13 protein-coding genes are annotated in these 13,743 nt (G+C 71.2%); all 13 read left to right on the top strand.

Going from position 1 to position 13,743, the window contains the following annotated elements; all coding sequences use genetic code 11:
- Positions 1–168 precede the first annotated feature (168 nt).
- Positions 169–1,509: a peptidoglycan DD-metalloendopeptidase family protein gene (locus ACWEPX_RS30290; protein ID WP_451900681.1), complete on the top strand. Its 1,341-nt coding sequence runs from the start codon at positions 169–171 to the stop codon at positions 1,507–1,509.
- Between the two features lie 34 nt (positions 1,510–1,543).
- The gene (locus ACWEPX_RS30295; protein ID WP_451900682.1) at positions 1,544–2,839 is read left to right on the top strand and encodes a geranylgeranyl reductase family protein; all 1,296 of its coding nucleotides are present in this window, start codon (positions 1,544–1,546) and stop codon (positions 2,837–2,839) included.
- Between the two features lie 236 nt (positions 2,840–3,075).
- Positions 3,076–3,474, top strand: a complete 399-nt coding sequence (locus tag ACWEPX_RS30300) for an NADH-quinone oxidoreductase subunit A (protein WP_451900683.1) — start codon at positions 3,076–3,078, stop codon at positions 3,472–3,474.
- 12 nt (positions 3,475–3,486) lie between these two features.
- Positions 3,487–4,035, top strand: a complete 549-nt coding sequence (locus ACWEPX_RS30305) for a NuoB/complex I 20 kDa subunit family protein (protein ID WP_451900684.1) — start codon at positions 3,487–3,489, stop codon at positions 4,033–4,035.
- Between the two features lie 3 nt (positions 4,036–4,038).
- Positions 4,039–4,848: an NADH-quinone oxidoreductase subunit C gene (locus tag ACWEPX_RS30310; RefSeq protein WP_451900685.1), complete on the top strand. Its 810-nt coding sequence runs from the start codon at positions 4,039–4,041 to the stop codon at positions 4,846–4,848.
- Positions 4,845–6,173: an NADH-quinone oxidoreductase subunit D gene (locus ACWEPX_RS30315; protein WP_451900686.1), complete on the top strand. Its 1,329-nt coding sequence runs from the start codon at positions 4,845–4,847 to the stop codon at positions 6,171–6,173. Before ACWEPX_RS30310 ends, ACWEPX_RS30315 begins: the two co-directional genes overlap by 4 nt.
- 137 nt (positions 6,174–6,310) lie before the next feature.
- Positions 6,311–7,045: an NADH-quinone oxidoreductase subunit NuoE gene (nuoE, locus tag ACWEPX_RS30320; protein ID WP_451900717.1), complete on the top strand. Its 735-nt coding sequence runs from the start codon at positions 6,311–6,313 to the stop codon at positions 7,043–7,045.
- A complete protein-coding gene (gene nuoF, locus ACWEPX_RS30325) occupies positions 7,042–8,340 on the top strand; it encodes an NADH-quinone oxidoreductase subunit NuoF (protein WP_451900687.1) in 1,299 nt (432 codons plus the stop codon). Before nuoE ends, nuoF begins: the two co-directional genes overlap by 4 nt.
- A complete protein-coding gene (locus ACWEPX_RS30330) occupies positions 8,337–10,796 on the top strand; it encodes an NADH-quinone oxidoreductase subunit G (protein ID WP_451900688.1) in 2,460 nt (819 codons plus the stop codon). Before nuoF ends, ACWEPX_RS30330 begins: the two co-directional genes overlap by 4 nt.
- A complete protein-coding gene (gene nuoH / locus ACWEPX_RS30335) occupies positions 10,793–12,091 on the top strand; it encodes an NADH-quinone oxidoreductase subunit NuoH (protein ID WP_451900689.1) in 1,299 nt (432 codons plus the stop codon). The genes ACWEPX_RS30330 and nuoH overlap by 4 nt, the downstream gene beginning before the upstream one ends.
- Positions 12,088–12,612: an NADH-quinone oxidoreductase subunit NuoI gene (gene nuoI / locus ACWEPX_RS30340; protein ID WP_451900690.1), complete on the top strand. Its 525-nt coding sequence runs from the start codon at positions 12,088–12,090 to the stop codon at positions 12,610–12,612. Before nuoH ends, nuoI begins: the two co-directional genes overlap by 4 nt.
- Positions 12,609–13,439 (top strand): NADH-quinone oxidoreductase subunit J, encoded by an 831-nt coding sequence (locus ACWEPX_RS30345; RefSeq protein ID WP_451900691.1) that lies wholly within the window; start codon positions 12,609–12,611, stop codon positions 13,437–13,439. Before nuoI ends, ACWEPX_RS30345 begins: the two co-directional genes overlap by 4 nt.
- Positions 13,436–13,735 (top strand): NADH-quinone oxidoreductase subunit NuoK, encoded by a 300-nt coding sequence (nuoK, locus tag ACWEPX_RS30350; protein WP_189209429.1) that lies wholly within the window; start codon positions 13,436–13,438, stop codon positions 13,733–13,735. Before ACWEPX_RS30345 ends, nuoK begins: the two co-directional genes overlap by 4 nt.
- Positions 13,736–13,743: the final 8 nt, after the last annotated feature.

Below are 13,743 nucleotides of genomic sequence, written 5' to 3' on the forward strand. Positions count from 1 at the left end.
GGAAAGCCCTGACGGGGTGGGTATCGCTTCACAGTATTGCCGTACGGCATCACAGTCGGGCGCGCGGCGGAGGCCGCGGCCTTGACCGCCCAGACCGGCCGCGGTTGTCATCTGCTCCGCGACGGCGTCCCCCTGCATCCGCCGTCGACCCTGCGAGATGGAGGGCAGATGTCCCGAACTCCGATCAAGGCCGCGCTCGCGGCCGCCGCCGTCGGCGCCGCCCTGGTGGTGGCGATGCCGTCGGCCAACGCCGCGCCCGACCTGCCGACCGCGGTCCGGACGGCCATGCTGGACCGCCAGGGCCCGAGCACCCTGTCCACCGCCCGCGAGCCGCTGGTCGAGCCCACGCGGTCGGCGGGCAACTGGGTGTTCGGCAGCACGACGATCCCGCTGTCGGCCACCGACGAGCACCAGTCGCCGAAGATGGCCCTGTTCATCGCCCACCGCGACCGCGGGCGCTGGCAGGTCGAGCTCGACGGCACCGAGGGCTTCGTCCGGCTCGCCAGCAAGGCCCCGGTGCTCAGCGACGGCGAGAAGCGCACGTTCGCGTCGAACTACGCGGGCTCCCAGGCCGCCGCGGCCACCGACACCGGCCTCGGCCTGCCCTGGGCCCGCGGCGTCGCCTGGTGGATGGGCGGCGGCCCGCACGGCCACAGCGGCAGCAGCAGGCCGTTCAACTCCATCGACTTCAACGGCGGCGACGGCCGCGTGCTGTCGGCGGGGCCCGGCCGGGTCTACAAGAGCTGCGTGCGCGGGCGCAGCGCGCTGGTGAAGGTCGTGCACGACAACGGGTGGAGCACGACGTACTACCACATGTACAACCTGACCACGCTGGCCGACGGCAGCGCGGTGAACACCGGGACCTACCTGGGCAACATCGGCAACGAGCTGCCGTGCGGCGGCTCCAGCTCCGGCGCCCACGTGCACTTCTCGCTGCTGCGCGGCACCACCGAGGTCAGCGTGCACGGCAAGACCTTCGGCGGCTGGACGTTCTACGAGGGCTCGGCCGCCTACGGCGGCTACGCCGAGCGCGGCGGCACCCGCGTGTACCCGGGCAACGGCCGCGTGACCAACTACGGCCCCAGCGACAGCAACCCCGGCTACCCGACCGGCACCGTCGACGCGGGCACGAACACCAGCGTCAACCTGCGCTCGGGCCCCGGCCTGAACTACGCGGTCGTCGGCCAGGCCGCCGACGGCGCGGTCATCTCCATCGCCTGCACCTCCCGCGGCGGCACCGTCGAAGGTCCTCTGGGGCCCGACCGACCTGTGGAACCGCCTCCCCGACGGCTCCTGGATCAGCGACGGCTTCGTCAACACCGGCTCGAACGGCCCGGTGGCCCCGGCCTGCTAAGGGATGGGGAAGGGTGCGCCCGCGGGAATCAACTCCGCGGGCGCACCCGCCTTCCGTCGACCTTGATGGTGGTGCCGGAAACAAGGTGGGCGCGGCTGAGGCGGGTGTCGTCGCGGGTTGTCGGCGACGGGAGGAGCGACTCGGGCCACCTCTAGACTCGGCCGCGTAGGCGGAGGCTAGGAGGGTCCTGTGAGCACGTCGATCAGTCGGCGCAAGGCGGGCGAGGATGCCGAGGTCATCGTCGTGGGGGCGGGGCCTGCGGGGTCCACTGCCGCGACCTACCTGGCGCGGGCGGGGCTCGATGTGCTGCTGCTGGAGAAGTCCACCTTCCCCCGGGAGAAGGTCTGCGGCGACGGGCTCACCCCGCGCGGCGTCAAGCAGCTGATCGACCTCGGCATCGACACCCGCGAGCAGGCGGGCTGGCTGCACAACCGCGGTCTGCGCGTGGTCGGCGGCGGGGTCACCCTCGAACTCGACTGGCCCGACCTGGCCTCCTTCCCGCCGTACGGGGTCGTGCGGCCGCGGCAGGACTTCGACGAGATGCTGGCCCGCACCGCGCAGCGCGCGGGTGCGCGGCTGCTGGAGAACACCACCGTCAACTCCGCCATCACCGACGCCACCGGGCGGGTGATCGGCGTCAACGCCAAGGCGGGGCCGGACAAGGTCCCCGTCACCTACAAGGCGCCCCTGGTCCTCGCCTGCGACGGCGTCTCGGCCCGGCTCGCCCTGAGCGTCGGCCTTGAGAAGATCGACAAGCGGCCGATGGGCGTGGCCGTGCGCCGCTACTACGAGTCCCCGCGCAGCAAGGACGACTACCTGGAGTCGCACCTGGAGCTGTGGGACCGCTCCGACCCGGACAACCCCGTCCTGCTGCCCGGCTACGGCTGGATCTTCGGCATGGGCGACGGCACGATCAACGCCGGGCTGGGCATCCTCTCGACCTCCAAGGCGTTCGGCACCACCGACTACCGCAAGCTCATGCGGTCCTGGTTGGACGGCACCCCCGAGGAGTGGGGCCTGCGCGAGCACAACGCCCGGGGCAAGATCGGCGGCGCGGCCCTGCCGATGGGCTTCAACCGCACCCCGCACTACACCCCCGGCCTGCTGCTGGTCGGCGACGCGGGCGGGATGGTCAACCCGTTCAACGGCGAGGGCATCGGTTACGCGATGGAGTCGGCGAGCATCGCGGCCGAGATCGTCGTGCAGGCGATGGCGCGGCAGGAGGGTCCGGCGCGCGAGCGCGCCCTGGAGGGCTACCCGGCGGCGATGCGGGACGCCCTCGGCAGCTACTACCGGCTGGGCAACATCTTCTCCAAGCTGATCGGCAACCCGACGATCATGCGCACGGCGACCAAGTACGGCCTGCCGCGCAAGACGCTCATGAAGCTGGTCCTCAAGCTCCTCGCCGGCCTCTACGACGAGCGCGACGGCGACGCCTTCGACCGGATCATCACGGCCGCCACGCGGCTGGCCCCGGCTGTCTGATTGCTCACGCAAGCATCGCGTTAGCGCAGCTCAGGCGCGCCCAGGGGGGCGCGAAAGCGGCTGTGAGCCAAGTCCTAGACTGGGCCAGGTGCTGTGAAGGCGTTCACAGGTGAGCGGTCTCGCTTGTGAACGTTTTCACAAGCGCTGACCCGTCCGGTTAGGTCCGCCTAATGACCATTGGCGAGATCGCGGGCCCCTAGGGTTCGGCCGGAGGACGCCGGGGAAAGGACGCGAGGGTGTCGGTGCAACTCGCCCAGGACGTGACGAACGACCTGGGCATCTATCTCCCTCTGGTGGTCATGTTCGCGCTGGCGGCGGCCTTCGCCGTCTTCTCCGCGCTGCTGGGGCCGCTGGTCGGGCCGTCCCGGTACAACCGGGCCAAGTTCGAGGCCTACGAGTGCGGGATCGAGCCGTCGCCGCAGCCGATCGTCGGCGGCGGTCGCGTGCCGGTGGCGTACTACCTGACCGCCATGCTCTTCATCCTGTTCGACATCGAGATGGTGTTCCTCTACCCCTTCGCGGTGTCGGCGGACGTGCTGGGCCTGTTCGGCCTGGTGGAGATCTTCCTTTTCATCGCCACCGTCGGCTTCGCCTACGCCTACGTGTGGCGCCGCGGCGGCCTGGACTGGAACTGACGGGAGAAACCAATGGGTCTTGAGGAGAAGCTCCCGAACGGCATCCTGCTGGCCAGCCTGGAGAAGCTGGTCAACTGGGGCCGCAAGAACTCGCTGTGGCCCGCCACCTTCGGGCTGGCCTGCTGCGCCATCGAGATGATGACCACCGGCGGCCCGCGCTACGACATCGCCCGCTTCGGCATGGAGGCCTTCCGCGCCTCCCCCCGCCAGGCGGACCTGATGATCGTCGCGGGCCGGGTCACCAACAAGATGGCCCCGGTGCTGCGCCAGATCTACGACCAGATGGCCGAGCCCCGCTGGGTGCTGGCGATGGGTGTCTGCGCCTCCTCCGGCGGCATGTTCAACAACTACGCCGTCGTCCAGGGGGTCGACCACATCGTCCCGGTCGACATGTACCTGCCGGGCTGCCCGCCGCGCCCGGAGATGCTGCTCGACGCGATCCTGAAGCTGCACGCCAAGATCGCCGACGAGCCGATCAACGCCACCCGCGCCGCCATCCGCGCCGAGCAGGGCCTGCGCACCCCGCTGATCCCGTCCTCGGTCAAGTTCGCGAAGAAGTGACCCATGCCTGACGAGAACCCCACCACCCCGGCGTCCGAGGCCACCCCGCCGGTCGGCGCCGAGGGCTCCAGCGCCGCGCGGCCGGACACCGGCATCGAGGCCGACACCGGCCTCGCCCGCCCCGCCGAGCACCGCGAGCCGGTCCCCGCCGAGCCCGTCGTCGCCGGGCGCACCCGCAAGGGCATGTTCCACGTCTCCGGCTCCGGGGACACCTCCGGCTTCGGCGGCCTGCAGCTGCCCGCCTACAGCCCGGTCCCGGCCGAGCGGCCCTACGGCGGCTGGTTCGACGAGTTCGCCGACGACCTGCACGCCGCGATGGCCGCCCGGGGCATCCCCGCCGAGGCCATCCAGCAGGTCACCGTCGACCGCGGCGAGATCACCCTCTACGTCGGCCGCGAGCACCTGGTCGCGCTGTGCTGGGCGCTGCGCGACGAGCCCGCGCTGCGCTTCGAGCTGTGCAGCTCGGTGTCCGGTGTGGACTACGGCGTGGACGTCCCGCAGCGCCTGCACAGCGTCTACCACCTGACGTCGATGACCTACCGGCGGCGCATCCGCCTGGAGGTCGCCGTGGACGTCGACGACCCGCACATCCCGTCGGTGGTCGAGGTCTACCCGACCGCCGACTGGCAGGAGCGGGAGGCGTGGGACATGTTCGGCATCGTCTACGACGGCCACCCCGCGCTGACCCGCATCCTCATGCCGGACGACTGGGACGGCCACCCGCAGCGCAAGGACTACCCGCTGGGCGGCATCCCGGTGGAGTACAAGGGCGCGGAGATCCCTCCGCCCGACCAGCGGAGGTCGTACTCGTGACCACCCACAGCGACAACGAGACCGCGTACGCCGAGGAGCGCCGCACCACCGAGGGCAAGGTCTACACCGTCACCGGCGGCGACTGGGACGAGGTGCTCGAGGACGCCCAGCACGACGAGCGCATCGTCATCAACATGGGCCCCCAGCACCCGTCCACCCACGGCGTGCTGCGGCTGGTGCTGGAGCTGGAGGGCGAGACGGTCACCCAGGCCCGCTCGGTCATCGGCTACCTGCACACCGGCATCGAGAAGAACTGCGAGTACCGCACCTGGACCCAGGGCGTCACGTTCGTGACGCGCATGGACTACCTCGCGCCGCTGCACAACGAGGCCGCCTACTGCCTGGCGGTGGAGAAGCTGCTGGGCATCGAGGCCCCGCCGCGGGCGCAAACCATCCGGGTCATGCTGATGGAGATCAACCGCATCTCCTCGCACCTGGTCGCGCTGGCCACCGGCGGCATGGAGCTGGGCTCGCTGACCGCGATGACCTCCGGGTTCCGCGAGCGCGAGGAGGCGCTGCACCTGCTGGAGCACCTGACCGGGCTGCGGATGAACCACGCCTTCATCCGCCCCGGCGGCGTCGCCCAGGACCTGCCCGACGACTACCACCAGCACGTCACCGACTTCATCAAGGTGATGCGCAAGCGGCTGCCCGACTACGACCGGCTGCTCACCGGGCAGCCGATCTGGCGCAACCGCCTCAAGGACGTCGGCTACCTGCCGGTGGACGCCTGCCTCGCGCTGGGCATCACCGGCCCGGTGCTGCGCTCGGCCGGGCTGGCCTGGGACCTGCGCAAGACCGAGCCGTACCTGGGCTACGAGGACTACGACTTCGAGGTGCCCACCTCCACCGACGCCGACGCCTTCGCCCGGTACCTGCTGCGGCTGGAGGAGATGCACCAGTCGCTGCGGATCATCGAGCAGGCGCTGCGCAAGCTGGAGCCGGGCCCGGTGATGGTCGAGGACGCCAAGATCGCCTGGCCCGCGAAGCTGACCATCGGCTCCGACGGCATGGGCAACTCCCTCGAGCATGTCCGCAAGATCATGGGCCAGTCGATGGAGTCGCTGATCCACCACTTCAAGCTGGTCACCGAGGGCTTCAAGGTCCCCGCGGGCCAGGTGTACGTGCCGGTGGAGTCCCCGCGCGGCGAGCTGGGCTACCACCTGGTCTCCGACGGCGGCACCCGCCCGGTCCGCGTGCACGTGCGCGAGCCCAGCTTCGTGAACCTGCAGTCGATGCCCGCGATGAGCGAGGGCGGCATGGTCGCCGACGTGATCGCGGCCATCGCCTCTATCGATCCCGTGATGGGGGGTTGTGACCGGTGAGCGCCGAGTCCCTGAGCACCGGCAAGACCTACGGCGGTTCCAGCGTCGGCGGCGGCCCGACCCACCAGGAGACCGCGCCGGAGGTCGACGTGGTGAAGATCGCGCCGGTCCCGGCCGAGCAGCTGGTCGAGGAGGGCGTGCCGGACCTGAGCGTGTTCGACGCGCTCACCGTCGAGCGCGCCCAGGCGATCATCGCCCGGTACCCGCAGTCGCGCTCGGCCCTGCTGCCGATGCTGCACCTGGTGCAGTCGGTCGAGGGCCGGGTCAGCCAGGCGGGCATCCACTTCTGCGCCCAGCAGCTGGACCTGACCCCCGCCGAGGTCAGCGCGGTGGCCACGTTCTACACGATGTACAAGCGCAAGACCTGCGGCGAGCACCTGGTGTCGGTGTGCACCAACACCCTGTGCGCGGTGCTGGGCGGCGACGACATCTACCGCAAGCTCGGCGAGCACCTGGGCGCCGAGGGCAAGCCGCTGGGGCACAACGAGACCGCGGGCGAGCCGGGTGCGCCCGGCTCGATCACCCTGGAGCACGCCGAGTGCCTGGCGGCCTGCGACCTCGGGCCGGTCATCCAGGTCAACTACGAGTACTTCGACAACCAGACCGTCGACTCCGCGGTCGCCCTGGTCGACCAGCTCCGCAACGGCGAGCGGCCCGCGCCCACCCGCGGCGCGCCGCTGCGCGACTTCCGCACCGCCGAGCTGGAGCTGGCCGGGTTCTTCCCCGAGGACGAGGCGCAGTACCGCGCCGGGGTGGACGGTCCGTCCGCCGCGGTGGAGACCCTGCGCGGGGCGAAGCTGGCCAACGAGCGCGGCTGGGTCGCCCCCGCCATGCCGGACGACGCCCCGCTCCCGGAGGTGCAGAAGAAGTGAGCACTCCCAACAAGCCCGCTCCGGTCACGCCGGTGCTGACCAAGCGGTGGCTGTCGCCCAACTCGTGGTCCATCAAGACCTACGAGCAGCTGGAGGGCTACACCGCCATCCGCAAGGCGCTGCGCGGCACCCCCGAGCAGCTGGTCGAGCTGGTCAAGGCGTCCGGGCTGCGCGGCCGCGGCGGCGCGGGGTTCCCCGCGGGCGTCAAGTGGTCGTTCATGCCGCCCAACGAGGACAAGCCGCACTACCTGGTGATCAACGCCGACGAGGGCGAGCCGGGCACGTGCAAGGACATCCCGCTGATGATGGCCGACCCGCACTCGCTCATCGAGGGCTGCATCATCGCCTCCTACGCGATGCGGGCGCACCACTGCTTCATCTACGTGCGCGGTGAGGCGCTGCACTGCATCCGCAGGCTCAACGCCGCGGTGCGCGAGGCGTACGCCGCGGGCTACCTGGGCAAGGACATCCTCGGCTCGGGCTACGACCTCGACATCGTCGTGCACGCGGGCGCGGGCGCCTACATCTGCGGCGAGGAGACCGCGCTGCTGGACTCCCTGGAGGGCCGCCGCGGCCAGCCCCGGCTCAAGCCGCCGTTCCCCGCCGCCGCCGGGCTCTACGCCGCGCCGACGACGGTGAACAACGTCGAGACCATCGCCAGCGTGCCGTTCATCGTCAACGGCGGCAGCGACTGGTTCCGCACCATGGGCACCGAGAAGTCGCCCGGCCCGAAGATCTACTCGATCTCCGGGCACGTGACCAACCCCGGCCAGTACGAGGCCCCGCTGGGCACCACGCTGCGCGAGCTGCTGGAGCTGGCGGGCGGGATGAAGGACGGCATCCCGCTGAAGTTCTGGACCCCGGGCGGCTCGTCGACCCCGATGTTCACCGCCGAGCACCTCGACGTCCCGCTGGACTTCGAGGGCGCGGCCGAGGCGGGCTCGATGCTGGGCACCACCGCGGTCATGGTCTTCAACGAGACCGTCTCCGTGCCGTGGGCGGTCATGAAGTGGACCCAGTTCTACGAGCACGAGTCCTGCGGCAAGTGCACCCCGTGCCGCGAGGGCACCTACTGGCTGACCGGCATCCTGGAGCGGATGGTCGCCGGTGAGGGCACCGAGTCCGACATCGACACGCTGCTCGACATCTGCGACAACATCCTCGGCCGCAGCTTCTGCGCCCTCGGCGACGGCGCGGTCAGCCCGATCACCAGCGGCATCAAGTACTTCCGCGATGAGTTCCTCGCGCTGTGCGAGCGGAACCGCAAGCCCGCGATGGCTGGAGTTCAGTCATGACGATCGCCCCGGAGAACCCCAAGACCGACAAGCCCGTGCCCGAGGGGCACGTGCGGCTGACCATCGACGGGATCGAGGTCGACGCGCCCAAGGGCGAGCTGGTCATCCGCACCGCGGAGCGGCTGGGGATCATGATCCCGCGGTTCTGCGACCACCCGCTGCTCGACCCGGCAGGCGCCTGCCGCCAGTGCCTGGTCGAGGTCGAGATGGGCGGCAGGCCGATGCCCAAGCCGCAGGCCAGCTGCACGATCACGGTCGCGGACGGCATGGTCGTCAAGACCCAGCACACCTCGCCGGTCGCCGACAAGGCCCAGCAGGGCGTGATGGAGCTGCTGCTCATCAACCACCCGCTGGACTGCCCGATCTGCGACAAGGGCGGCGAGTGCCCGCTGCAGAACCAGGCGATGTCCAACGGCCGGGCCGAGTCGCGCTTCGTCGAGACCAAGCGGACCTTCGCCAAGCCGATCCCGATCAGCACGCAGGTGCTGCTCGACCGCGAGCGCTGCGTGCTCTGCCAGCGGTGCACCCGCTTCTCCAGCCAGATCGCGGGCGACCCGTTCATCGAGCTGCTGGAGCGCGGCGCGCAGCAGCAGATCGGCATCGCCGAGGAGAAGCCCTTCCAGAGCTACTTCTCCGGCAACACCATCCAGATCTGCCCGGTCGGCGCGCTCACCAGCGCCGCCTACCGGTTCCGGTCGCGCCCGTTCGACCTGGTGTCCACCCCGAGCGTGTGCGAGCACTGCTCCTCCGGCTGCGCCGAGCGCACCGACTGGCGCCGCGGCAAGGTCATGCGCAAGCTGGCGGGCGAGGACCCGGAGGTCAACGAGGAGTGGATCTGCGACAAGGGCCGCTTCGCCTTCCGCTACGTCACCGCGGCCGACCGCATCACCCGGCCGATGGTGCGCGACGCCAAGACCGGTGAGCTGGTCGAGTCCAGCTGGACCGAGGCGCTGCGGGTGGCCGCCGACGGCCTGCTGGCCGCCAAGGCCAAGGGCGTCGGCGTGCTGGCGGGCGGTCGGCTGACCGTCGAGGACGCCTACGCCTACGGCAAGTTCGCCCGCATCGCCCTGGGCACCAACGACGTGGACTTCCGGGCCCGGCCGCACTCGGCCGAGGAGCTGGACTTCCTCGCCTCGACCATCGTCAACACCTCGCCTGCCGACGGGGTCACCTTCGCCGCGATCGAGAACGCCCCCGCCGTGCTGTGCGTGGCGTTCGAGCCGGAGGAGGAGGCGCCGATCGTCTTCCTGCGGCTGCGCAAGGCGGCGCGCACCAAGCGCGCCAAGGTGTTCCACGTCGGGCAGTGGACCAGCCCGGGCGTCAGCAAGACCTTCGGCTCGCTGCTGGCCTGCACCCCCGGCGACGAGCCGCGGACGCTGGACGCGCTGGCCCAGCACGCCCCGGACGTCAGCCAGGCGCTGGGCGCCCCGGGCGCGGTGATCCTGGTCGGCGAGCGGGCCGCGGCGATCCCCGGCCTGTTCAGCGCGGTCCTGCGGCTGGCGGGCAGCACGGGGGCGAAGGTCGCCTGGATCCCGCGGCGCGCCGGTGAGCGCGGCGCGCTGGACGCGGGCGTCGCCCCGACGCTGCTGCCCGGCGGGCGGGCGGTGTCCGACGCCAAGGCGCGGGCCGCCGTCGAGCAGGTGTGGGGCCTGGCCGAGGGCGCGCTGCCGTCGATGCCCGGGCGCGACACCGACGCGATCCTGGCCGCCGCCGCGGCGGGCCAGCTCGGCGGCCTGGTGGTCGGCGGGGTGGACCCGCACGACCTGGCCGATCCGGAGCTGGCGCTGCGGGCGCTGGCCGAGGTGGGCTTCGTGGTCAGCCTGGAGCTGCGCCGCAGCGCGGTCACCGCGCTGGCCGACGTGGTCCTGCCGGTCGCGGCCGCGGTGGAGAAGTCGGGCACCTTCCTCAACTGGGAGGGCCGCAGCCGCCCGTTCGGCAACACCCTGGAGACCACCGGGAAGCTGCCGGACTGCCGGGTGCTCGACACCCTGGCCGTGGAGATGGACGCCGACCTGTTCACCCAGACCCCGGAGGCCGCCGCCGCCGACCTGGCCAAGCTGACCGGGCCGAACGCCGTCGAGCGGACCGCGAGCGCCCCGGACGTCGCGGCCGCGCCGCGCGCCGCGGGCCCGGGCGAGGCCGTGCTCGCGTCCTGGCGGATGCTGCTGGACGAGGGCTCGCTGCAGGACGGCGAGCCGCACCTGGCGGGCACCCGGCGCCCGGTGTACGCCCGGATGTCGCTGGCGACGGCGACCGCGCTGGGCGTGTCCGTCACCGGCACCGCCCGGGTGTCCACCCCGCGCGGGGCGGTCGACGTCCCGGTGCACGTGGCCGACCTGCCCGACGGCGTGGTCTGGCTGCCAGCGAACTCACCCGGCTCGGCGCTGCGCGCGCGGCTGGGTGCGGGCCACGGCGATGTCGTCGCGGTGGCCGGCTCCGAGGGAGACAACACATGACCCGCGCTGAACTCCTGGCCGATGACCCGTTCTGGCTGATCCTGATCAAGTGCGTCGCCCTGCTCCTGCTGGGCGCCCTGATGACCATGTTCATGATCATCTGGGAGCGCAAGGTCGTCGCCCGCATGCAGCACCGGCCCGGCCCCAACCGGGTCGGCCCCGGCGGCTGGCTGCAGTCCCTGGCGGACGCGATCAAGCTGCCGTTCAAGGAGCAGATCATCCCGGACTCGGCCGACCGGAAGGTGTACTTCCTGGCGCCGATCGTGTCCACGGTGCCCGCGTTCCTGGCCTTCTCGGTGATCCCGTTCGGCCCCGAGGTCAGCATCTTCGGCGAGCGCACCGTGCTGCAGCTGGTCGACCTGCCGGTCGGCGTGCTGGTCGTGCTGGCCTGCTCCTCGCTGGGCGTCTACGGCATCGTCCTGGCGGGCTGGTCCTCCGGCTCGCCGTACCCGCTGCTCGGCGGGCTGCGCTCGGCGGCGCAGGTGATCTCCTACGAGATCGCGCTGGGCCTGTCCATCGTCGCGGTGATCCTGCACGCCGGGTCGCTGTCCACAGGCGACATCGTGGACGCGCAGACGAGCATCTGGTTCGCGGTCACCCTGGTGCCCAGCTTCCTGATCTTCTTCGTGTCGATGGTCGGCGAGACCAACCGCGCCCCGTTCGACCTCCCCGAGGCCGAGTCGGAGCTGGTCGGCGGCTTCCACACCGAGTACAGCTCGATGAAGTTCGCGCTGTTCTTCCTGGCCGAGTACGTGAACATGGTCATCGTCTCGGCGATGTGCACCACGCTGTTCCTCGGCGGGTACATGGCGCCGTGGCCGATCTCGCTGATCGGCGACAACATGTTCAACTCCGGCTGGTGGCCGCTGATCTGGTTCTTCGGCAAGACGCTGGCGCTGCTGTTCGTCTTCATCTGGCTGCGCGGCACGCTGCCCCGGCTGCGCTACGACCAGTTCATGCGCCTGGGCTGGAAGTTCCTCGTCCCGGCCAACCTGGTGTGGATCGTCGGCGTGACCGCCATCCGCGCCTTCCGCGCCGAGGGCGAGATCAGCACGACCACCATCCTGGTCGCGGGCGGGGTGCTGCTGCTCCTGCTGATCGGCCTGAGCTTCCTGCTGCCGGAGAAGAACGTGCAGCAGGGCCCGAAGCCGGTCGAGCTGACCGGCGGCGGCTTCCCGGTCCCGCCGCTGGACCTGCAGGTGCCGGACAAGAACAGCGCCAAGGCGGTGCGCGCCCGCAAGCGCCGCCAGCCTGCCGCGGTGGGCGCGCCCGCCGAGAAGGAGACCGACCAGTGAGCATCTTGGATCCGCTCAAGGGGTTCGGGGTCACCTTCGGCACGATGTTCAAGAAGGTCGTGACCGAGGAGTACCCCGAGGACTGGCCGGGGGCCGCGCCCCGCTACCACGGCCGCCACCAGCTCAACCGGCACCCCGACGGGCTGGAGAAGTGCGTCGGGTGCGAGCTGTGCGCCTGGGCCTGCCCGGCGGACGCGATCTTCGTCGAGGGCGGCGACAACACCGACGAGGAGCGCTACTCCCCGGGGGAGCGCTACGGCGCCGACTACCAGATCAACTACCTGCGGTGCATCGGCTGCGGCCTGTGCGTCGAGGCGTGCCCGACCCGCTCGCTGACCATGATCACCGAGTTCGAGCTGGCCGACGACGACCGGCAGCGGCTGATCTACACCAAGGAGCAGCTGCTCGCGCCGCTGCTGCCCGGAATGGAGCAGCCGCCGCACCCGATGCGCCTGGGCGAGAGCGAGCAGGACTACTACGTCCGCGGGCCGGAGCTGGCCAAGGGCGGTGAGGCGAAGTGAGCGCGGTGCTCCTCGCCCAGGAGGCGGCGGCGGTCACCACCGGTGAGGCCGTGGCGTTCTGGATCCTCGGGCCGCTGGCCCTCGCGGGCGGGCTCGGCATGATCTTCGCCCGCAACGCCGTGCACTCGGCGCTGTTCCTGGTGATGACCATGCTGAGCCTGGGCGTGCTCTACATGGTCCAGCAGGCCCCGTTCCTCGGGTTCGTGCAGATCATCGTCTACACCGGCGCGATCATGATGCTGTTCCTGTTCGTGCTGATGCTCGTCGGGCGCGACTCGTCGGACTCGGTGGTCGAGGTGCTGCGCGGGCAGCGGCTGTGGGCCACCGTCCTGGGCGTGGGCATGGCCGTGCTGATCGTCGGCGCGCTGGCCCGCTCGCTGACCGAGGTGACCCCGCTGGGCCTGGGCGAGCCCAACGCCAACGGCGGCAACGTCGAGAGCCTGGGCAGGCTGATCTTCACCGACTACCTGCTGCCCTTCGAGCTGACCTCCGCGCTGCTGATCACCGCGGCCGTCGGCGCGATGATCCTGGGCTACATCGACCGCTCCCGCGCGGGCAAGCGCACCCAGCGCGAGCTGGTCATCGCCCGCTTCCGCGGCGAGCACGACCGCCCGTCGCCGCTGCCGGGCCCCGGCGTGTTCGCCACCGCCAACTCGGTGGCCACCCCGGCGCTGCTGCCCGACGGCTCGGTCGCCCCGGAGTCGCTCTCGCGCCTGATCGACGCCACCGTCGCCGAGACCCTCGACGACGACCGCAAGGCCGTCGCCGGGACCGGCGCGGGGCCCGACGCGCGGGCGCTGGCCCCCGGTGAGGAGGACGGGAAGTGACTCCGACCTACTACTTGCTGCTCTCGGCGCTGCTGTTCACGATCGGCGCGGTCGGCGTGCTGGTCCGGCGCAACGCGATCGTGGTGTTCATGTGCATCGAGCTGATGCTCAACGCCGTGAACCTCTCCCTGGTCACCTTCGCCCGGATCAACGGGTCGCTGGACGGCCAGGTGATGGCGTTCTTCGTGATGGTCGTGGCCGCCGCCGAGGTCGTGGTCGGCCTGGCGATCATCATGTCGATCTTCCGCACCCGCCGGACCGCGTCGGTCGACGACGCGAACCTGCTGAAGTACTAAGGGGAACT

Source organism: Actinokineospora sp. NPDC004072, from assembly GCF_053604195.1.